The organism is Solirubrum puertoriconensis (assembly GCF_001483135.1).
Classification (GTDB): domain Bacteria; phylum Bacteroidota; class Bacteroidia; order Cytophagales; family Hymenobacteraceae; genus Solirubrum; species Solirubrum puertoriconensis.
On record NZ_LNAL01000008.1, the window covers coordinates 590,463 to 611,402 of the forward strand.

17 protein-coding genes are annotated in these 20,940 nt (G+C 58.4%); 3 read left to right on the forward strand and 14 right to left on the reverse strand.

The features are described from left to right. Positions 1 to 82: 82 nt before the first annotated feature. Positions 83 to 1,246, forward strand: a complete 1,164-nt coding sequence (locus ASU33_RS16745) for a cysteine desulfurase family protein (protein WP_059071978.1) — start codon at positions 83 to 85, stop codon at positions 1,244 to 1,246. Between the two features lie 94 nt (positions 1,247 to 1,340). On the opposite strand, the gene ASU33_RS16750 is transcribed toward ASU33_RS16745, so the two are convergent. The 7 genes from ASU33_RS16750 to ASU33_RS16775 form a co-directional block, all read right to left on the reverse strand. After that, entirely contained in the window at positions 1,341 to 3,524 is a 2,184-nt protein-coding gene (locus ASU33_RS16750; RefSeq protein ID WP_059071979.1) for a peptidase domain-containing ABC transporter, read from the reverse strand. A gap of 79 nt (positions 3,525 to 3,603) precedes the next feature. Next, complete coding sequence (locus ASU33_RS16755) at positions 3,604 to 4,722, reverse strand: HlyD family secretion protein (RefSeq protein ID WP_160328224.1); 1,119 nt, start codon at positions 4,720 to 4,722, stop codon at positions 3,604 to 3,606. Between the two features lie 354 nt (positions 4,723 to 5,076). Then, positions 5,077 to 5,271: a hypothetical protein gene (locus ASU33_RS16760; protein WP_059071981.1), complete on the reverse strand. Its 195-nt coding sequence runs from the start codon at positions 5,269 to 5,271 to the stop codon at positions 5,077 to 5,079. A gap of 29 nt (positions 5,272 to 5,300) precedes the next feature. After that, on the reverse strand, positions 5,301 to 5,507 hold the full coding sequence (locus tag ASU33_RS16765) for a class IIb bacteriocin, lactobin A/cerein 7B family (RefSeq protein ID WP_059071982.1): 207 nt from the start codon (positions 5,505 to 5,507) through the stop codon (positions 5,301 to 5,303). Positions 5,508 to 6,849: 1,342 nt separating this feature from the next. Continuing rightward, a complete protein-coding gene (locus tag ASU33_RS16770; protein ID WP_059071983.1) occupies positions 6,850 to 7,029 on the reverse strand; it encodes a hypothetical protein in 180 nt (59 codons plus the stop codon). 30 nt (positions 7,030 to 7,059) lie between these two features. After that, a complete protein-coding gene (locus ASU33_RS21510) occupies positions 7,060 to 7,230 on the reverse strand; it encodes a hypothetical protein (RefSeq protein WP_160328225.1) in 171 nt (56 codons plus the stop codon). Between the two features lie 129 nt (positions 7,231 to 7,359). Beyond that, entirely contained in the window at positions 7,360 to 7,812 is a 453-nt protein-coding gene (locus ASU33_RS16775) for a helix-turn-helix transcriptional regulator (RefSeq protein ID WP_059071984.1), read from the reverse strand. A gap of 448 nt (positions 7,813 to 8,260) precedes the next feature. Here ASU33_RS16775 and ASU33_RS16780 point away from each other — a divergent pair, with 448 nt between their 5' ends. Both ASU33_RS16780 and ASU33_RS16785 read left to right on the forward strand, forming a co-directional pair. Then, on the forward strand, positions 8,261 to 8,944 hold the full coding sequence (locus tag ASU33_RS16780; protein ID WP_059071985.1) for a hypothetical protein: 684 nt from the start codon (positions 8,261 to 8,263) through the stop codon (positions 8,942 to 8,944). A 37-nt stretch (positions 8,945 to 8,981) separates the two neighbouring features. Further along, complete coding sequence (locus ASU33_RS16785) at positions 8,982 to 9,521, forward strand: PRC-barrel domain-containing protein (protein WP_059071986.1); 540 nt, start codon at positions 8,982 to 8,984, stop codon at positions 9,519 to 9,521. A gap of 69 nt (positions 9,522 to 9,590) precedes the next feature. Here the strand turns inward: ASU33_RS16785 and ASU33_RS21950 are convergent, their stop codons facing one another. From ASU33_RS21950 to ASU33_RS16820, 7 genes are all read right to left on the reverse strand, one after another. Beyond that, on the reverse strand, positions 9,591 to 11,159 hold the full coding sequence (locus ASU33_RS21950; RefSeq protein WP_078063204.1) for a TSUP family transporter: 1,569 nt from the start codon (positions 11,157 to 11,159) through the stop codon (positions 9,591 to 9,593). 6 nt (positions 11,160 to 11,165) lie between these two features. Further along, complete coding sequence (locus tag ASU33_RS16795; RefSeq protein ID WP_059071987.1) at positions 11,166 to 12,869, reverse strand: NADPH-dependent assimilatory sulfite reductase hemoprotein subunit; 1,704 nt, start codon at positions 12,867 to 12,869, stop codon at positions 11,166 to 11,168. Positions 12,870 to 12,873: 4 nt separating this feature from the next. Then, positions 12,874 to 13,686 (reverse strand): DUF2490 domain-containing protein, encoded by an 813-nt coding sequence (locus ASU33_RS16800; protein WP_078063205.1) that lies wholly within the window; start codon positions 13,684 to 13,686, stop codon positions 12,874 to 12,876. A gap of 194 nt (positions 13,687 to 13,880) precedes the next feature. After that, a complete protein-coding gene (locus ASU33_RS16805; RefSeq protein ID WP_059071989.1) occupies positions 13,881 to 16,748 on the reverse strand; it encodes a TonB-dependent receptor in 2,868 nt (955 codons plus the stop codon). Between the two features lie 94 nt (positions 16,749 to 16,842). Continuing rightward, entirely contained in the window at positions 16,843 to 18,651 is a 1,809-nt protein-coding gene (locus ASU33_RS16810) for an assimilatory sulfite reductase (NADPH) flavoprotein subunit (protein WP_059071990.1), read from the reverse strand. Between the two features lie 36 nt (positions 18,652 to 18,687). Then, positions 18,688 to 19,476 carry a uroporphyrinogen-III C-methyltransferase gene (gene cobA / locus ASU33_RS16815; protein ID WP_059071991.1) on the reverse strand — a complete coding sequence of 263 codons (789 nt, stop codon included), beginning with the start codon at positions 19,474 to 19,476 and terminating at the stop codon, positions 18,688 to 18,690. A gap of 122 nt (positions 19,477 to 19,598) precedes the next feature. Then, the gene (locus ASU33_RS16820) at positions 19,599 to 20,864 is read right to left on the reverse strand and encodes a sulfate adenylyltransferase subunit 1 (protein ID WP_059071992.1); all 1,266 of its coding nucleotides are present in this window, start codon (positions 20,862 to 20,864) and stop codon (positions 19,599 to 19,601) included. Positions 20,865 to 20,940: the final 76 nt, after the last annotated feature.

The window sequence follows — 20,940 nt, forward strand, 5'->3', positions numbered from 1 at the left end:
GAACGGCGCGAAACGGGAGCCGCTGCGTTCGACCATTCGCAAACCGTTATTTTTGCAGTCCACCCCTCCAACGCGCTAGCGCATGACGCCGATCCACACCCAGCCTTCGGTTTATTTCGACAACGCCGCTACCACCCCGCTCGACCCAGAGGTGCTCGATGCCATGCTGCCCTTTATGCGGGAGCATTTCGGCAATCCCAGCTCCATTCATGGGCACGGCCGCAAGGTGCGCGCCGCCTTGGAGAATGCCCGCAAAACCATTGCGCACCTGATTAACGCCGCGCCGGCCGAAATCAGCTTTACTTCGGGCGGAACCGAAGCCGACAACTGCGCCGCGTTCGGCTCTATTCGTACGTTTGGGCTGAAGCACGCCATTACCTCCAGGCTGGAGCACCACGCCGTGCTGCACACGCTGCAGGCGCTGGAAAAAGGCGGCGAAATCGAGCTTAGCTATGTGCGCTTCGACGAGCGCGGCCGCCTCGACCTAGGGCACCTCGATGAGTTGCTCGGCTCGCACACCCGCTCGTTTGTGAGCCTGATGCACGGCAACAACGAAATCGGCAACCTCAACGACATTCAGGCCATCGGCGAGCTGTGCAAGCAGCACGGTGCCGTCTTTCATACCGATACGGTGCAGACGATGGGCCACTACCGCCACGATGTCCGCCAGTTGGGTACTCACTTTCTGGTAGGTTCGGCGCACAAGTTTCATGGGCCGAAGGGTGCGGGCTTCCTGTACACCAACTCCGAGGTGCAAGTGCAGCCGCTCATCCACGGCGGTTCGCAGGAGCGCAACCAGCGCGCCGGCACCGAAAACGTGTACGGGGTAGTTGGCCTGGCCAAGGCGCTGGAAATTGCCTACCGCCACATGGAGCAGCATCACCAGCACATTCAGGGGCTGAAGGACCGCTTTATTGCCAAGCTGCGCGCCGAAATTGAAGATGTACAGTTCAACGGCATGTCGGCCGAGGCTGACCAAAGCCTCTACACCGTGCTTAGCGTCAGCCTGCCGCCCTCCGACCTCAACGAGATGTTGCTCTTCAACCTCGATATCAACCACGTATCGGCGTCGGGCGGCTCGGCTTGTACCAGCGGCTCCAACATCGGTTCGCACGTGCTCACGGCGCTCGGCTGCGACCCGGCCCGCGGCGCCGTGCGCTTCTCAATGAGCAAGTACAACACCGCTGATGAGGTAGATTACGCCGTAGAGCAACTCGCCAAAATGTACCGCCGAGTACCGGCGTAACGCGGTAAGCACGCCCATAAGAAAAGCGGCGCCCTAGGTCTTGGTAGCATAGCGCACTGCCAAGACCTAGGGCGCCGCTCGTTTGCACTAGGACTTACCTGGCTATTGCGGGCACCGATTGCACGGGTAGCGGCATGAGCTGTTGCCAGAGGGCATAGTAAGCCCCTCCCGAACTCAGTAACTCGTCGTGGGTGCCTTGTTCCAGCAGTTCGCCGGCGCCAAGCACCACAATTTTGTCGGCGTGCATCACGGTGCTGAGGCGGTGAGCAATCAGCAGTACTGTTTTGCCCGCGTCGCGGAACTGCTGTAAGGTGCGCTGTACGTACTGCTCCGAAATGGTGTCGAGGGCCGAGGTGGCTTCGTCCAGAATCAGGATTTCGGGGTTGCGGTACAAGGCACGGGCAATAGCCAACCGCTGCTTCTGGCCACCCGACAAGCCGGCACCCCGTTCGCCCAGCATGGTGCCAAAGCCGTAGGGCAGCTTTTCGATAAATTCCAAAATGCCCAGTTGCTGGCAAATCGCAATAATGCGGTGCAAATCGGGCTCGGTTTCGCCCACGGCAATGTTTTCGACGATGCTGCCGCTGAACAAATCAATTTGCTGCGGCACCACGCTTACCACGCGGCGCAGGCTTTCGGGCTGCAAATGCCGGATATCGAGCCCGCCTATGATGATACTGCCGCCGTTGAGCGGATACAAGCCCTGTAGCAACGACAGCAGCGTGGTTTTGCCCGAGCCGCTTTCGCCCACAATGCCCGTAATGGCACCCTTTGGAATGTGCAACGACAAGCTGCGGAACACGGTTCCGCGCGTGTTGTAAGCAAAGGCTACCTCGCGCAGCTGAATGTCGCCGGTGAGTTTGGGCGTGAGTTCGGCCTTGTTCTCGTGCGATTCGCGCTCTAGGTCGATAATTTCGAAAAGACGGTCGGCAGCAATCAGAGCATCCTGCACGGTGCGGTTGGCGCCGATGAGGCTGGTAGCTGGTCCCGTGAAGTACCCGATTACGGCGTAGAACGACAGCAGCTCGCCGGGCGTCAGCTCGTGGTCGAGCACGTAGTACGAGCCCACCCACAGCAGCCCAATGCGGAACAGCTGCGATACAAACTCAGCGGCCGAGCCGCCTACAATGCCGTGCTTGCCCGAAAAATACACCGTGCGCAGCAGGGCAATAAAGCGATTCTCGGTTCGCTCGCTGGCAAAGCCCTCCATACCAAAGCGCTTGATGGTGCCCATGGCCGTAATCGACTCCACCAGCTGCGACTCCAACTCGGCGCTTTGCTCCATCAGCTGGCGCTGGTAACGGCGGTTCAGGCGGTTTTGCAGCCAGTAAATGCCACCGTACAGCGGCAAGATGCCCAGCATCAGCACGGCCAGCTTCCAATCATAGGTGAACATCAGCCCGAACGAGAACACCACGATGAAGATGTTCACCAGCAGACCTAGGGCCGTGTCGTTCACGAAGGCCCGGATCTTCACCGCATCGTTCACGCGCGAAATGATTTCGCCCACCCGCATCGTATCGAAGAAGGTTTGCGGCAACTTCAGCAGGTGGTTGTAGTACCCCAGAATCAGCCGGGCGTCAATCTGCTGCCCGGTTTGCAGGGCCAACAGGCTTTTCATGCCGCCGATAAACGTCTGGAACAGCAGCAACAGCAGCATGCCCACGCTCAGCAGGTTCAGCAGGTTGCGGTTGCCATCCACTAGCACATGGTCGACGATTTTCTGCACGTACACCGACATGGATAAGCCCAGCACTGTGTACACTGCTGCTCCAAACAGCGCCTGCACCATCACGGAGCGGTGCGGCCGAATCAGCTGCCAAAACCGACCTAGGACAGATACCTTATGGTCGCCGGGCTGAAAGGAGGTATCCGGCGCCAGCAACAGCAATACGCCCGTCCATTGCTCCTGAAATTTGGCCAGCGCCACGCGGTGCAACTGCCCGTCGGCGGGGTCCATGTACACCACGTGCTTTTTCGTGACGCGGTACACTACCACGTAGTGGTGCAGTTGGTTGGCCAGCACCACGTGCGCCACGGCTGGCAGCGGTATTTTGGTTAGGCTCTCGAGGGTGCCTTTTACGCCTTTGGCCTGAAACCCTAGGTGGTTGGCAGCCTTAATCATGCCCACCAGGTTGGTGCCGCGCTGGTCGGTAGTGGCGTACTGCCGAATACGTGCTACCGGCAGCAGCAGTTTATAGTGCGCGGCCACGGAGGCCAGGCACGCCGCCCCGCAATCCGTAATGTCGCGCTGCCGAATTTTAACAGCCTTACGCATAAAATGAGTTGGGGCCACTGCTGAAGAGGATACCCCGCAAGCCTACTAGGTGGTGAATGGGCAAAGGCAGGTGCTGCACCTAGGCCGCACCATTTTGAGTTGGGTTAAACCAGTTATCGGCTTTGTCGAAGAGCAACTGCCACAGCGTGCGTCGGGCCAGCAAAAAGCGCCCGCGCACCGTCATGCCCTTGCGCAGCGAGCCGCGGTAGCCGTTTTGCAGCTCCAGGTATGGGCGCTGCAGGCGGCAGCGCACCTTAAATACCGGTTGCTGTTCGTTCACAAGCACAAAGTCGCGGGCAACGTCGGTTACTTGGCCTTCCACCAATCCCCACTGGTTGTAGTCGAAGGCGTCAACCTGAAAGCGCACCGGCATGCCCACGTGCATATAGCCTATGTCTTTGGGCGACACGTAGCACTCGGCCAGCAGCGCACCATCGGGCGAAATCTGGCCCAGTAGCTCGCCAGCCTGCACGTAGCTGCCCGCGTATTTGCCGGCTATCTGCTGCACGGTGCCATTTACCGGCGCAGTTAGGGCAAACAAGCGCTGCTCTTGCTGTAGTTTCTGGCGCTGGCCGCGTAGCTCGGCCAAATCGGCGCGGTGCGTGTTCAGGTCGGCTTGCCATTGGCTGCGTTGCGTAGCTGCCTGCACGCGTATTTCATCGAGCAGTTTGCGGTAAGCAAAAGCCTTTTCCTCGAGCTCGATGCGGGCAATTACCCGCCCCGCGTACAGGCGGCGGTTGGTGGCCAGCTCACGGGCACTTTTGCTTAACTGATTGCGCAGCAACTGCTGTTGGTAGCTGAATTGCGCCGCTTGCTGCCCGTAAAGCTGCGTACGCAGCCCGCCCGCGGGCGCAGCCATGCCACGCACCAGCACTTCCAGGTCTTGTACAAACGCTTCCTTTTCGGTCTGCTGGCGCTGGTTCAGGTCGAGATGGGCCTGCATGGCCGCCGATTGCAGAACCAGCAGCGTATCGCCCTTGCGCACGGCTTGGTTTTCGCGCACGTACTGGCGCGTAATCGTGCCGGCAACCAACGGGCGTATTTCCGTTTTCTCGGCTAAGGGGCGCAGCGTACCGCTTGCCTGCGTCGATACATTAAGGCTGACCAGTGGCAAGGCCACTGCCGCACCCAGCAGCGCCACCAACGAGCACAGGTATATGGCCCGGTTGGTGCGGCTGAACTGGTGCAGGTATTCCATAGCAAAATCCGACCTGTGTTCCGAATTGCTCATGCTAAGTCGCTATTGCTGAAAAAAGATTATGCTTCCGCAACGGAAACCATCGCGGAAGCATAATTACGCGCATTGCAATTGTTTTACGCAAGTGTGTGCCATGGTGCAACTAGTTGCGCCTGAATACCTGCATAAGATTGCAATGTTTATTTAGATGAAAGCTATGTATTAATGTGTTATATAATAAATAGTCTCACCTACGGCTTTGCCAAAACGATAAATGAAATAAGCGGCTACCAGAAACAACAGCGGTTGAAAACGTTTGTCGTGCAATGCCGTTTCTGCGAACTCACAAATTGCTTCTTTCAGAGCCATACCTATTTACTTTCTATTCGTTGCGTGGTAAATGAATTCACCTACGGCTTTGCCAGCTTCGTAGATGGCTACGCCAGCAGCAGCAGCAGCACCAATGGCCAGGAAGGGCGCCAGAAAGGCACCACCTTCGGTTTCCAGGATTTCTTCTTCCGACAGTTCAACCGTGCTGAAGTCGGCGGCGGTGAGTAGTTGCAGGCTCATCTGATGTATCAGCTTGAAGGTGACCTAAATTACTTAGCGGCATCCTGGTAGCCGCTGTACACGCCAGCAGCAAAAATGCCAGTGGCAGCAAGGCCAGCAGCAGCCCAGCCAGCAGCCTTAGCGGTAATTACATAGCCGCCAATTACGAGCGGGAACAGGCCGCCGTCTACCATTTCGAGCTCCTGGATGCTCATTTCGGCTACGTTGCAGTTGTTCAGGTCGAGATTCTTGTTCATCTGAATAAAAGTTCGAAAGGGTTTGTGGAGGCCTCACCTAGGAGAGGTGAGACGTGGTGAGTAGAACTAACACATTGGTCGCGACCCGAAGCGGTTGTCCTGCTGCAAATAAGCACCCCTTTATCTGCTGTCATCAATAGTAGTTTCGTATCAATTTTAGTACTTGTTACCATTAAAATCTTTAATGACTAGCTTGATGTATATACATGGTTTGGTTGATTGGTAAAGATAGCCGTAAACAATCAGGATAAGTTGAAAAAATTGTGTTGAGTTATGGTGTGCTTACATAATTGTTTACTTTCAGTGATTTTGTGCAAAAATTGCATATTTGATATTATTTTCATGTTCAATAAATGAGCATGTAACCAATGCCGTTAATGAGCGCGTGGAGTGCAAATCCCCATGCAAATCCCCTGTGTAATCTGATATTAGCAATAAAAAGTCCCATTGCTATTTGAGGTAGAATATATATCAAGTATATAGGCACTAATTGATATTGTATATTTCGAATGTTAGTTACGTGGATAATGCCAAACAACAAAGTGTATGCATAAAACCATCTTCTAAAGTGGTGCGTACCTATTTTTAGTAATGATATGTTGTTTATGAATATAGCTAAACATGTAAACGTGACGAAAGCTATAAGTAAAGGAATTGTGTCGTTTCCTTTGCTAAAATGGAATATTGACCCACCTGAGATAATATAAGTAAATATGGTTGTTGAAGTCGCAAATGCATATTTATTCAAGTTAAGCGGTAGTCTGAAAATAATTTCTTCTATAAAAGGCGTTGCTAGTACAATGATTATAAAGTTAAACTGATTAAAATCATTGCCGGTTTGTAAAATGCTATTACGTATTTGTGTGCTAATAGATTGTATTCCTAGAGTATTTACCAAAAATTTATCAAGAATATTTATAATGATTGATAATATAAATACAGCAATAGTGCAAAATAAATATGAAGATAGGGTGTATTTAATATTTGATTTACAGGTGTGCGACTGTTTTGTTAGATAATAAGGTTGGGAGATAAATTTTAAGAAATAGTCAAAATCAAAGTTCGACGTATTGCTGACGGTGGGAGTGCCGGGTGCGCTGCTCCTTGGTTTAGCCTCGCTTAAGCTAGTGTCATGAGTTGTTTGTGGCATAGGCTGATTGCTGATTGCTAGGACTTTTACAGCAACAAAGTCAGCAAGAGGGCTATCTTGCCCTCTTGCTGACTTAAGACTATTATCGGCTAAAGCAACTATGTTGAAGGAGATGTTACGTCCACTACAGTGAAGAATATTTGCGCTTCAGTAGCATAACATTCGCAGTTGTTGATAACGATAAGCAGCCAATTAGTGTGTGGCAACCCAGGCGCACACGCCTACAAAGGCGGCTACTTTGCCTACTGCATCAATGGCAAGGCCTATTTGATACCCAACCTGATAGGCAGTTCCTTCGTGGCCGCCATCAACCAGCATTAGTTCATTACAGCTCAGGGCCACAAGGCCTTGCTCTTCAATATTGAAGTTCATATGATTTCGCTGAAAAAAATGATGAATAGCTTAGTGAGTCAGGCCTGCCCACAGGCCGATGAAAAAATCACCAATGGCATGGATGTCAACTTGAGACTCGCCGCGATGATACATTACATTAACAGTGTCGCCACCGTCGATAGAGATGAGCTCTTCGTTAGTGAGCAAATCAAGTGATTTTATTTCCGAAAAGTTGTTCATGATATTGTGATGAAAGGTCTAACTAAACAGGTCCTAAGTCGCGACAAATAGTGCTGTTTGCTGCACAAAGTATTGGGTAATTTATAGCACTATCAATGGTATTAATCTATCAAAATGCATGTGACTACATTATTGCCGACTAAACGCAAAAGTTAACAATGCATTGCGGCCACGTAAACCCAACTTTTCGCGCATGCGGGCACAGTGATTATTAACAGTAGTTGGGCTTATAAATAGCTCTTCGGCAACCTGTTGCTGAGTATAGCCTTTGGCCAACAAGCGTAAAACTTCTAGCTCGCGTGTGCTGAGTACTTCCGGACCCGATTGTGACTGAGCTTCAAGTTTGCTGGCGCTAGTGCGCTGAGGTTGCTGCAACTGCTGATGCAATTGCGCACCACTGCGCACGAGGTGGCGCAGCGTGGGCAGTTGTTCGCGAACTAACGTGGGCTCACCCGTGGAGGTGTGCTTGCTTAATAAGCCAATCAGGTGTTGGTCGGTGTGTTGGCTAAGCGCATGGCAGGTCTCCAGCAGGTGTTGCAGGCTGACGACCTCCGGTGAGGGTTGGTGGTAAACGGTGGACATGGAGCATATGTGTGGTGAAACGCATATGCAATAGGTGTGGTGTGTGGCGGCGTTGTGTCAGCAAATTAGATAAACTTTTATCGGTACTGTCAAACCCGGTAGTAGTTTTTGAATGCTCGAAAGCGCTGGCTGATGAAGTGAAAGCGTAGTAGGTTGTGTCAATATTTTCTATCAATAACGCAACACCGACACGGCCAAAGTTGAACTAAAGCCGGTGATAGTTCGGCAGGGTGTTCTTAGAAGTGAGCAGCTCAAAATGCTGAATCCGAAGTCCTCTGCTGCCAAACAGAGCTGATAGCGTGAGCGGCCAATTCGTAGCATCTTAGATAGGTAGCACCGTAAAGCTTTAGCAGGCGCATTTAGGTTCTCGTAAGAGCATAGCGAAGTACCTATTTTCCGGCGCCGAACGTATGGCTAGCCCAGAGACACTCTTACACCGACAGCAACAATGGCTGAAATCAATATCCAACGCAAAAAGAAAGCTGCTAGCCCGTGGTTGCTTATTCTGCTGGCCTTGCTGCTGGTAGGCCTATGTATTTGGTACCTAGTGAGCCGCGACCCCGGCCCCGAGCAAACCGCACCGCCCACTGCCCCAGCGCCCGAATCGACCGTAACGCCCGGTGCGCCCACGCACGACTCGGCCGCGGCCAGCGCCGTAGCCCCTACCGGCGACCCTTCGGTAGGAGCACTAGCCAGCGAAGGCGAGACCGAGGTAGAAGACGAAGCCGTTGAGCCTGCCGACTTTTATGCTTTTGTAGCCGATGATCCTGCCTCGAACAACTACGCCCGGCGGGGCCTCACGTTGCTCAGTGGTGTGCTCGTAGATATGGCCGACCGCACCGATTTGCGCGACCAAGCCGTTGCCGAAAAGCGCAACGATCTTACCAGTGCCACCAACCGCGTAAGCAGCGGCGGCTCCTTGCGGCCGGGCTTTGTAGCCGCCGCCGAGCTGATGCAGGAAATGCAGCGCCGCGGTTACGCTACCGTGGAGCGCGAGGCCAGTACCTTGGTAGAGCGGGCCAATCAGCTAAGCGGGCGCACCGCCACGCCGGCCGAGCAGCAGGCCATGCAAGAGTTCTTTCAGCAAGCAGCCAACTTGCTGCGGGTGCTGGAAAAGCCTGCCCAAACCTAGAGCTACTGCCTACAACCCACACCTTCCTCCGAAACTTATGGAAACCTCGCCCATACCCAGCGCCGATGGCATGCACCTGGTGCGCTTGCGCGACCTACGCGATTTTGAAGTAGCCGACGGCAGTCCCGACGTGCGGGGCTGGGCCGTACGCGGCGCCGATGGCAAGAAGTTTGGCGACGTGTACGAGCTGATTGTGGAGCCCGAAGCCATGAAAGTGCGCTACCTTGACATCGAACTGGATGCTTCGCTTAAAATCAACACGCACGAGCGCCACATACTGTTGCCCATTGGCGCCGCCGCCCTCGACGACGACGGCGACAACGTGTTTGTGCCCGCACTTACGAGCGAGTCGGTACTGAACTACCCGCCGTACGTCGAAATCAGCATCAGCCGCGAGTACGAAGAAGCCATGTTGCGCGCTCTGCAGCTACCGGTGCCCGCCCGCGACAACGCTTCGCCCTTCTACGAGCAGCCTACTTACAGCGAAGATTACTTTTACCGGCAGCGGCGCCCCGCCGAGTTGTCCAGCTCGTTTCGTAGGCGGGAGGTAGATCCGGGTCCTGGGCCTATTGCCTGAAGCCTAGGTCAGATTTAAAACCAAGCGCCCCGGCATCTGCAGTACGCCTGCAGTACCGGGGCGCTTGGTTTAGAACGAAGGCGTAATCAAGCTCAGCAGCTCGGGCAGCACCTTGCGCAATGCCCACAGGCTCCAAACGATAACCATCAGCCCAACACCTAGGAACATAAAGCGAACTGAAATACGACCAGTGAGCCGTGCCGCAAAGGGCGACGCCGCCACGCCACCCACAATCAGCCCAAGCACTACTTGCCAGTGCGACACGCCGATGGTGGCAAAGAAAGTGAGGGCGCTGGCGAAGGTGACGAAAAACTCGGTAATGCTGACGGAGCCAATAACGTACTGCGGCGTACGGCCCTGCGCAATGAGGGTGCTGGTAACCAGCGGGCCCCAACCACCGCCACCAAATGAATCGAGAAAGCCACCCACGCCAGCAAGCAGGCCAACGCGCTTCACGCGCTTTTTGCGGTTATCTGGCTTGCGGAAAGCGCGGCTGATGAGGCGTATGCCGAGCAGCAGCAGGTACGTAGCCAAGAATGGCTTTACCCAACTGCCGTACTGCTCGCCGAAGTACGAAAGCAGCAAAGCGCCGCTTACGGCGCCGATAATACCCGGTATAAGCAGGGCTTTGAACAAGCGGCGGTTCACGTTGCCAAAGCGGTAGTGGTGGTAGCCCGAAGCTCCGCTGGCAAACATTTCGGCCGTGTGAATGCTGGCGCTGACGGCCGCCGGATTCAGGCCAATCGACATCAGGCTGATGGCGGTAACCACGCCGTAGCCCATGCCCAGCAAGCCATCTACCAGTTGGGCGGCGAAGCCGATGGCTACGAAGGTGTAAAACGTTTCGGCATTGCTGACCACCTGCCACACCTGCGGCCAGGTGTAGTACAACGACAAGATGTTCACTGTCAGCAGCAGTCCAAACGCCACCAGCGAAGCCGTGGCAATGTGGCGCCAGCGCCGGGCAGCTGGTGTTTCGTAGGCCGGGTCGCCGGTGAGCTCGGCCGTAACGGCATTCAGCGACTTCACCTTTTCGGCAAAGTCGCCCTCCAGGCGGCTGCGGATGATGCCCATGCGCTGCAGCACGTCGTGCAGTTCGTCAGGGAGTACCTCGGTGAGTACCTCGCGCAGGCGCTTGGCTACCGTAGGCGACTTGCCGTTGGTGCTGATGGCAATTTTCAGGTCGCCTTTCTGCACGATGCTCCCTAGGTAGAAGTCGCACTCGTCGGGCGTATCGGCCACGTTGGCAAGTAGGCCGTGCCCTGCGGCTTCTTGCTTGATCTGGCTATTAAGGGCGCGGTCGTTGGTGGCGATGAGCACCAGGTCGTGTCCGATGAGGTCGGTGAGCTGGTAGGCGCGCTCGTGCACCTGCACTTTGGGGTGCTGGGCCGCCAAGGTGCGGATTTCGGGCAGAATGGTTTCGCCCACCACCGTAACGGCCGTGGCCGGGCTATTGCGTAGCATGGCCGTCAGCTTTTCCAGGCCTACGGCGCCGCCGCCCACCAGCAGCACGCGCAGCTGTTCCAGCTTTAGGAATACCGGAAACAGGTTGTTGGTTTTTGAGGATGTGGCCGAAGCCTCAGCCGGCGGACCAGAGTCGGTCAGGTGCAGGGCGGCAGAAAGAGCGGATGAGTTCATACGAGCTCAGGCGTGGAAGTTTTGGCCGTGGGTAGTAGCGGCTACGTAGCCCTGGCGGATTACGAAGTCGCCGAAGCGTTCGGAGGGCAGGCGGTGCTGGGCGTAGGCCTCGAGCAAGGGAGTAAGCTCTTGCACGATGCCGTCTTCATCCAACATCTCGCGGTAAAGCTTGTTCAGGCGCTGGCCGCCGTGGTCGGCACCCAGGTACAGGTTGTAGCGCCCCACGGCCCGGCCTACCAAGCCAATCTCGCCTAGGTAGGGGCGGGCGCAGCCGTTGGGGCAGCCAGTCATGCGGATGAGGATGCCTTCGTTGGCCAAGCCATTGGCCCGGATAACAGCATCCACGCGGTCAAGGAGTTGCGGAAGATAGCGTTCAGCTTCTGCAAATGCTAGCGAGCAGGTGTTCAGGGCTACGCAAGCCAAGCTACCTAGGCGCAGGGCGGTGCGTTGCTGCGCAGGGCCGAGCACGCCGTGCTGCATCAGCACGGCTTCAATGCGGGCGCGGTGCTCGGGTGCAATGTTGGCAATAACCACGTTTTGGTTGCCGGTCAGCCGAAACTCGCCGGTGTGGAATGCAGCTATTTCGCGCATGGCGGTTTTCAGCTGCACGCTTTCGGTGTTCTGCACCCGGCCGCCTTCTACATACAGCGTAAGGTGGTACTTACCATCAGCACTCTGGGTCCAGCCGAAGGCGTCGCTCGACGTTTCGAAGCGGAAGGGGCGAGCCTCGGCCAGCTCGTAACCTAGGCGCTGGTGCAGCTCGGCGCGGAATGCCTCTAGGCCTACTTTGTCGAGGGTGTACTTCAGGCGCGAGAACTTGCGGTTCTGGCGGTTGCCCCAATCGCGCTGAATGGTCACTACCTGCTCGCACACGTCCACCACCTTGTCGGTAGGCACAAAGCCGATGAGGTCGGCGAGGCGCGGGTAAGTGTCGGGCATGCCGAACGTCATGCCCATACCGCCGCCCACGGCCACGTTGAAGCCCACCAGTTCGCCGTTCTGCTCGATGCCAACCAGGCCAATGTCGTTGGCGAAAACGTCGGTGTCGTTGTAGGGCGGCAGGGCTAGGGCAATCTTGAACTTACGCGGCAGGTAGGTTTTGCCGTAGATGGGCTCCTCGTCCTGCGTGGGTTCGGTACTCAGGTGCTGCTCGCCGTTTAGCCACAACTCCCAGTAGGCGGTGGTGCGCGGCGTAAGGTGGGCGCTGATCTGCCGACTCACCTCGTACACCTGCGCGTGCAAGCGCGACTCGGCCGGGTTCACGCCGCACATCACGTTGCGGTTCACGTCGCCGCAGCCGGCAATGCTGTCCATCAGCACCTCGTTGAAGCCCCGAATGGTGTCAGTTAGGTTGCGCTTCAGCACCCCGTGCAGCTGAAAGGTCTGGCGCGTGGTCAGCTTCAGGGTGCCGTTGGCGTAGGTATCGGCCAGCTCGTCCATGCGCAGCCACTGCTCAGGGGTAGCCACGCCGCCCGGCACCCGCACCCGAATCATGAACGAGTAGAGCGGCTCCAGCTTCTGGCGCTTTCGCTCGCTGTCCAGGTCGCGGTCGGTTTGCTGGTACGAGCCGTGGAACTTAATCAGGTGGGTATCGTCGGGGTAGAGCGCGCCCGTAATGGGGTTCTGCACGCTCTCGCGCAGGGTGCCCCGCAGGTAGTTGCTGGCATCCTTTACGTGCTCTACTTCGGAAAGCTGCTGGGTATCGGCCATGGAGTTATTGCGGTGGTTGAGCCGGGCTAGGCGGCGCTTGGGTCGCCGGTGCCACGGGGACTGGAGCGTGCGCCGCGTGAGGGCGCAAGTCGAAGTTGTGGAAGTAGAAAACCCGGATGGTGTGCTGGTCGCGGTAGGTGCTGCCCGCGGGTAGCTGCTGAAACAGGTGCATGTAGCCGGCGTGCAGTTGAGCGTGCTTATTGAGCTGGTACACCACGCCGGCGAAAGCCCGGTTTTGGTCGAAGTAATTGTAGCGCACCTGCTTGCCGAAATTCACCATCAGCTCGTTGTTCAGCAGCAGTTGCAAGCCGCCGGGCTCGAAGCCGCGCCGGGTAAGCGGCAGGAAAAGCGCCGCGTTGTAGCGCGTCCGGAAGTTGAAATCGTAATCAGAGCCAAGCTCGGAGCTGCTTTGCAGCTGGCGGCGGTAGCGCTCTTCTAGTCGCACCCACTGCATCAGGCGGGCCTTCGGAAACTTGGTAAACCACTGCACCTGCTGCCAGGGCCGATGCTCGGGCTGGCCCACGGTGCGTGCCCCATCGGGAAAGTGGTGCACGTAGGCGTAGCCGGCGGTCAGGCGCACGTCGTCGGTGAGGTAGTAGGTTAGGCCCAGGCGCGCTACCGTCTGAAACTTCGATTGCACAAAGTGGTCGTGCAGGCGCAACTGCAGGTCGGTCCAGGAGCCCCAGCGTTGCGAAAACCGCGTTTGGTTGAATACACCCAGCCAGGTTTGCTGCTCGCGCACGTACTGCTTCTGGGCCTGCAGCCTAGGTGCCGCGAGCAACAGCAGGCTAAGGGAGGTGAGTAGTAGTCGTTTCATCTAGACAATAGTTAGGCTCGACTAGCGCTACAGACTAGCACTAGTTCCCCTCCTCAGATGAGGAGGGGTTAGGGGTGGTTGAAAGGCTAGAGCTACGAGCTAGGCTAAACGTCGTTCAAACGTAAAGTCAACCACCCCTAACCCCTCCTCATCTGAGGAGGGGAACTATTGCTAGTCTGTAGCGCTAGCTTTAGTTAGCGGATAACCGTGGCGTCGAACGTCAGCGACAGGTAGTACAGCGCCCCGATGGTGGGGCCCGCGGCGTACTGGATGTAGCGGTTGTTCAAAATGTTGGTGCCGCCGAGCTTCACGGTGGCCTTCAGGTTCGGAATGCGGGCATTCACCTGCGCATCCACGGTGTGGTAGGCCGGGATTTGGCCGTTGGCCAGCTGGCTTTCCCAGTAGAAGGAATCTTGCCAGCGCCACACCACGTTGAAGCCCACGTTGCGCACTACCTCGCGGTTGCCGAACGCGACATTGGTTACCCACTCCGGCGTGTTGAAGCCCGTGATGAAGATGTCTTTCTCGGCATTAGCCCGAATGGCGTTGTAGTTGGCGTTGGCCGAAAGCGTGTACTTGCCCACGAAGTTGTAGGTGAGGCCCAGCGCCGAGCCGTAGCTGCGGTAGCGGTTGCGGGCGTTGGTGTACACGCGGTAGCGGTCTTGGTTGGCGCGGGTGAGCATGTCCAGCACCGCCGCATCCGTAGTTACCGGGCCCGATTTCGGCACGGCCACCTCTACCTGACCTAGGAAACCCTTGTACACGTTGTAGTACGCGTCGAGATCGAGTGCCAGCTTGTTGTCGAGCAGCACGCTTTTGTAGCCCACCTCCACGGCATCGATGTGCTCGGGCTGCATGGTGGGCAGGTTAGCTACCTGCAGCACGTCGCGATTTTTTAGGGCGGCGGCGTTGCGGCTCATGCCCGCGGCTACGTCGCTGTTCACGGCGGCCGTAAAGTTGTCGAGCGAGGTGAGTGTATAGGAATTTTCAAGGTAGCCGAGGCCCTGGTTTACGCGGGGCAGGCCGCCCACGCGCCGCACGTTACCGTTATTCACAAACGAAAATGCCTCGAACACAGCCGGGAAGCGCCAGCCGTTCTGGTACGAGGCGCGCACGTTGTGGTGCTCACCTAGGGTGTACACGGCTGCCACGCGCGGGTTTAGCTTAGGGCTGAATTCCGGGTTGTAGTCGAGGCGCAACGAGCCCACCAGCTTCAGGCGGTCGTTGAACAGCAGCTTCGTGGCCTGCCCAAAGGCGCCGTACTTGCGGTAGTACTGGTTGTTGCCGCCCGGTGTAGTGCGCTCCTGCAGCGGCTTCGAGAAATCGACGAAGTTGTTGCCGTCGGGGATTACCTCGTACACGCGGGCGTCGCCGCCCAGCACCAAATCAACCCACTGCACGCGCTGGCCTACGTTCCACTGCGCATCGGCGTGGTAGGTGCGGCTGCGTTGCCACAGGGCTGCTCCGCCGGTGGCCGGCGCACCCGGCACGTTCACGGCAATGTCCCAGTTGTTGATGCCTGTAATGGTGTTTTTCAGCTGCTCGAAGGCGGCGGTGCCCGGCTCGGCGCGGCCCGCATCGGCCACGGCGCGGGCACGCTGCATGGCGGTGGCTAGGTCGGTGCCGTTGTTTACCTGGGTTTGCAGCTCGTTGCGGAAGCGCGTGCCCCACGCCGCGTTCGAGCCGTTGTTCAGGTCGAGGTTGGTGGCCAGCGGGTTCAGGTTGTACGAGTCGCCGGTGTTCTCAATGAGCGTGTAAGCCCGGGCGTAGAAGGAAGGGCCGCGCAGCTCCAGTTTGTGGTTCTGCACGGTCACGTTCTTCAGCTGAATCTTGTTGCCGCGCTGAAAAATGCCGTCCATCAGCCCGAAGCGGTAGCCGTAGCTGGCCTCCAGCTTGTCGGTGAGCTTGTAGTGCAGGCTGCCGTCGGCCTTCAGGTTGCGCACCGTGGGGTTGATGAGGTCGCGCTCGTAGTAGCCGGTGCGGCGCACGTTGAAGGTTTCGGTGCGGCCGTTCAGCGTAATCGGCACCGACACGTTGGCGCTGCGGTCGTCGCCGTAGCGGTTCCAGAGGTCGGCGGCGGGGTTGTTAGGGCCCGAAAGCTCCGGGAAGCGCGGGTTGGCCGAGTTCAGGTTCTGCGGATTCTGGTCAATCTGGGTATCCGACAGCCAGTCGGTGCCCTGCATGTAGGAGCCATTCACCTTGTAGGCCCAGCGCTGGTTCGGGCCGAACACCTGTGCCCAGCGCACCGCCGATTCGGTGAGCAGGCTAGGGGAATAGTCGCGGCCATCTACGTGGTTCACGCCCAGCTTCTGGTACACGCTCAGGCCCTGGTACGTGAAGGGGCTTTTGGTGGTGAGGTTGGCCATGCCGTTGATGGCATTCATGCCGTACAGCGCCGAGGCCGCGCCGGGCGTAATTTCCACCGAGGCCACGTCCAGTTCCGTCGGGCCAATGGCGTTACCTAGGGGCACGCCTAGGGTGGCCGCCTGCATATCTACCCCGTCCACCAGCTGCATAAAGCGGAAGTTGTTTGGGATGTTGAAGCCGCGGGTGTTCGGCACTTTGAACGTGAGGCTGGATGTAGTCATCTGCACGCCCTTCACGTTCTCCAAGGCATCGTAGAAGCTAGGTGCCGGCGTTTCCTTGATGGCCCGAATGTCGAGCTTCTCAATGGCTACCGGCGACTTCAGCCGGCTTTCCTCCACGCGCGAAGCCGATATCACCACTTCGTTGGTGAGCAGCGCCTTCGACTCAAGCCCGATTGAAATCGGCGTGGCCGCATTCACTATTTCAACCTCCTTAGCCTCGTAGCCCAGCATGTTGAACACGAGGGTAAACGGAAACTTCAGCTTGGCCTTGAGCGCAAACTGCCCGTTGGCATCGGTGAGCGTGCCCGTGGTGCCGCCTTTGATGCTGACACTCACGCCAGGCAGCGGCTGCTGCGTGCTGGTTTCGAGAACGGAGCCTTTGATAGCAATGATTTCGTCCTGAGCCGTGGCCGTGCTGGCACTAGCCAGCAGTACGGCCACAGGTAGCCAGGATGACGCGTAAGTCTTCTTCATAGGATGTGGATTTTGGCTGCGGAGAGACGTAGGGGCCTAGGTGCCGGCTAGGCGAGCGGCTGCCAGCACCTAGGCGCATAAGCGCGAGGCCGGGTTAGTACACGTCCTCGAGGTAGCGGCGCTGCTTTTTGAGGTTGCGCACGTAGGCCTCGGCTTCTTCGAGGGTAGCGCCGCCTTCCATTTGCACCACGCTCACCAGTGCTTTGTGCACGGTAGCGGCCAGGCGCTGCTTATCGCCGCACACGTAGAAGTGGGCACCGTTTTCAAGCCAGTCGTAGACGTCGCGGGCGTATTCCAGGAGTCGGTTGTGCACGTAGATCTTTTCTTTTTGGTCGCGCGAAAACGCGACGTTGAGCTTGGACAGGGTACCGCGTTTGAGGTGCTGTTGCCACTCGGTTTGGTACAGGAAATCGGTAGTGAAATGCGGATTGCCGAACACCAGCCAGTTGCGGCCGTCGGCCCCTAGCTCGGCGCGCTCCTCCACAAAGGCCCGGAACGGCGCCACGCCCGTGCCCGCACCCACCATGATGATATCGGTGCTCGGGTTTAGGGGCAGTTTGAAGTACTCGTTACGCTCCACAAACACCCGCACGTCGTCGCCGATGCCGATGCGGTCGGCCAGGTAGCAGGAGCAGGCGCCCTGCTTTTGGCGGCCGTAAGCCTCGTAGCGCACGGCGCCCACCGTGAGATGCACCTCGTCGGGATGGGCCAGCAAGCTCGAGGAAATGGAGTAGGCGCGGGCCGGCAGCGGGCGCAGCGTATCCACCAGCTGCTGAGCCGATAGCTCCACCGGGTAGTCGACCAGCAAATCGGCGGCGTCGCGGCCGTAGAGGTAGGATTGCAGGCGGTCGGTGGCGGTGGTCAGCTCGTGCAACGCCGCTTTGGGCTGGTGCTGGGCGTAGCGCTCCAGCACGTCGCGCGAGAGGGTAGACAGCTCCAGCCGCTCGGTAAGCGCCGTAGCCAGCGGCAGCGTTTCGCCTTTCAGCTGCACCGGCGCAGTGGCCTCGAGCTGCGTAGCGCGCAGCACTTCCTCCACCAGCGCCGCCGAGTTCGTGGGCACCACCGACAGCGCATCGCCGGGTTCGTACTGCAAGCCCGAGTCGGCCAACGACAGCTCCAGGTGGTACGTCTCCTTCTCAGAGCCGCGGCCGTTCAGTTGAATTTTCTCCAGCACCGAAGCCGTAAGCGGGAATTGCCGCGAGTACTCTATCACGGCCGGAGCCAGCGCTTCGGCCTTCACGCTGGCCGCGGCCGGAGCCGCGGCGCCACCTAGGGCAGGTAGCACGCTGGCAATCCACTGTGCGGCCTCGGCGTGGTACTCCACGTCGCAGTCTACCCGCGGCACCATGCATTGGGCACCTAGGGCGGCCAGCCGCTCGTCGAACTCCTTGCCCGTTTGGCAAAATTGTAGGTAGCTCCTATCACCTAGGGCCAGCACGGCGTAGCGCAGCTCAGGCAGCTTGGATGCCCGGGCACTGGTCAAAAACTGGTGCAGCTCCTCGGCGGCCACGGGTGGCTCGCCTTCGCCCTGGGTGCTTACTACAACCAGCACCACCTGCTCGCCTTTCAGCTCGCGCGGCTGGTAGTCGTTCATGTCGCGGGCGGTGGCGCTGAGGCCGCGCTGCTTGGCGGCTTCCACCGCTTGCAGCGCTACCCTCTTGCTGTTGCCGGTTTGCGAGCCGTAGAGCACCGTGATGCGCGGCCCTGCCGCGGGCGCAGCTTCGGCCGGAGCGGCAGCGGGCGCCGGGGCGAGCTGCGAACCGCCGTTGGTGGCGGCGTAGCGGCCGTAGAAGTAGCCGCTTAGCCACAGCAGCTGCTGCTCCGAGAGGTTGCCAGCTAGTTGCTGAAGCGTGGTATCATCGAAGCCGATGGGCAAACGCTGGTCGGTGCTGGGCGTCGACATGGCTGTGGGTGTTGAGGTAGTGGAAAAGAGAAAGACCTAGGCCACCGCCGCGTACAGCGGGGCCAGTTCGGGGACCAAGTCGGCAGCTTGCGGCGCCGAGGCCAGGTTTACCACGTCGCCGATGACGATGACGGCCGGCGCGCCAATGCTTGCTGCCGCTACCCGGGCCGGCAGCTCCGCTACCGTAGTGCTAATCATGCGAGCCGTGGGTAGCGTGCCATCCTGAATGACCGCGGCCGGACGGTGCGCCCCGCCGAAGCGGCAGAACACATCGGCAATGGCCTGCACCTGACTTAGGCCCATCAGGATGACAGCCGTGGTGCGCGGAGCCCGCGCCGCTTCGTAGATTTCCTCCGACAGCTCGCCCGTAGCGGTAGTGGCCGTAATCACCCGAAACGACTCGCTCAGGCCGCGGTGCGTTACCGGAATGCCCACGCTGCCCGCCGCCGCTACCGCGCTGCTGATGCCCGGCACGTAGTCAGTTTGCAGGCCGTGGCGCTGAGCGTACAGCATCTCCTCGCGGCCCCGGCCAAACACGAACGGGTCGCCACCTTTCAGCCGCACCACGTGGCCGTGCACCCGGGCGTAGAGCACAATCAGGTCGTTTATCTCCTGCTGCAAGTAGCCGCGCAGGCCTTTGCGCTTGCCCACGTACACCTTCTTGGCATCGGGGCGGGCGTGGGAGAGCAGCTCGGCGTTGCTGAGGGCGTCGTATAGCACGACATCGGCCTCGGCCAAAATCCGGGCACCCTTGAGCGTAATCAGCTCTGGGTCGCCGGGGCCGGCACCTACTACGGTCAGGCGTGGAATAACGAAAGCGGGCATGGCGAGAGAATTTTTCTACCGTCATGCTGAGCTTGTCGAAGCTTCTCTACTGATAGCAATCTTTTATCTAGAGAACCGGGAGAGATGCTTCGACAAGCTCAGCATGACGTGCTGATGGCTGGTTAAGCGTAAGCGAGTTCGGTGGCTTCGATTAGGCCTGCGGCCAGGGTAGCGCCGGTTTGCTCGTCGAGCAGGATGAAGGCGCCGGTGGTGCGGTTCTGGCCGTAAGCGTCGGCGGCGAGCGGATTGGCCGTTTTCAGCCGCACGCGCACGATGTCGTTCAGCTTGGCTTCGTCGGCATCTTCCTGGGCGAAGCTTTGGATGTTGGTTTTGCTCAGGATGGCCTGCACCACGGCTTTGGTTTTGGCGGCGTGGTGTTGCACCAGCAGCTTGCGGCCGGCGCGCAGCGGGCGGTCTTCCATCCAGCACAGCGTGGCTTCCAGTTCGCGGGTAGGCTCAAGGGCTTGGTCGGCGGGCACAATGGTGTCGCCGCGGCTTACGTCCACGTCGTCGGCGAGGCGCAGCACCACGCCCTGTGGGGCTACGGCTACCTCTACCTCTACCTCTTGCTGGTTGATTTCAATGGCTTCGAGCGTCGTTTCGATGCCGGCGGGCAGCACTACCACTTGCTGGCCACGGCGGTATACTCCGCTCTGGATGCGACCGGCGTAGCCGCGGTAGTCGGGTAGATCTGCGCTCTGCGGCCGGATAACGTACTGCACCTGAAAGCGAGAGGCTTCGTGCGTAGTGTCGGGTGCTACTGAAACGGTTTCGAGGTACTCCAGCAAGTTTGGGCCTTTGTACCAGGGCAGGTTGGCCGAAGGGCGCACCACGTTGTCGCCGTGCAGGGCGCTGATGGGAATATTAGCTATCTGCTTGATGCCCAGCTGCGCCGCCACGGCTGCGTAGTCGGCCACGATGTCGCGGAACACGGCCTCGGAGTAGCCCACCAGGTCAATCTTGTTCACGGCCAGCACAAAGCGCTTAATGCCCAGCAAGGCTGATACGATGGTGTGGCGGCGCGTTTGCTCTACAACGCCCTGGCGGGCGTCTACCAGCACAATGGCCAAATCGGCGTTCGAGGCGCCAGTCACCATGTTGCGGGTGTACTGCACGTGGCCGGGCGTATCGGTGATGATGAACTTGCGGCGCGGCGTGGTAAAGTACTTGTGTGCCACGTCGATGGTAATGCCTTGTTCGCGCTCGGCGCGAAGGCCATCGGTGAGCAGGGCCAGATCGACGGTACCCGCCGCGGAGGTGCGGTTTTGCTCTTCCAGCGCCGCCAGCACGTCCAGCGACACGGCGTCGCTATCGTAAAGCAAGCGACCAATCAGGGTGCTTTTGCCGTCGTCGACGCTGCCGCATGTGATAAAACGGAGAAGGTCCATTGGGTGAGTTAGTGAGGTGGTGAAATGGTGAGTTTGAGGTTCGGGGAGGTGATGAATGGAGCTGGCTAAGACTTTG